The organism is Algimonas arctica (assembly GCF_014652695.1).
Taxonomy (GTDB): domain Bacteria; phylum Pseudomonadota; class Alphaproteobacteria; order Caulobacterales; family Maricaulaceae; genus Litorimonas; species Litorimonas arctica.
Window position 1 is genome coordinate 1 of record NZ_BMZH01000048.1, and the last position, 510, is coordinate 510.

Here is a 510-nt window from a genome sequence, read left to right on the forward strand (position 1 = left end):
AGACATCGGCAGGCGTGACGTTGCTGAGGCTCTCGTGGTAACGCTCGTGATTGTAGTGATCCACAAAGCTTTCGATCTGGCGTTCCAAGTCATCCGGCAGGAAGTAGTTTTCCAGCAGGATTCTGTTTTTCAACGTTTGATGCCAACGCTCGATTTTGCCCTGCGTCTGCGGATGATACGGCGCTCCGCGAACATGGCTCATGTGGTTGTCTTTGATGTAGTCAGCAAGTTCATGTGAGATGTAGCTGGCACCGTTGTCGGACAGCAGTCGCGGTTTGTGCGCGACGTTGGCCTGATCGCAGCCTGAGGCTTCGAGCGCCATATTCAGCGTCTCAGTCACGTCAGACGTCTTCATCGTTGTGCAGAGCTTCCAGCTGATGATGTAGCGTGAGAAGTCGTCCAGTATCGTAGACAGATACATCCACCCCCAGCCGATGATCTTGAAGTATGTAAAATCAGTCTGCCACATCTGGTTGATGGCTGTCGTCTTGTCACGGAACTCACTGGCGG

Annotated in this window: 1 protein-coding gene; it reads right to left on the minus strand. The window is 52.9% G+C overall.

Annotated elements, in window-relative coordinates; genetic code table 11:
* A partial coding sequence (locus IE105_RS15300; protein ID WP_189499750.1) for a DDE-type integrase/transposase/recombinase occupies nt 1–510 on the minus strand: 510 nt, incomplete at both ends.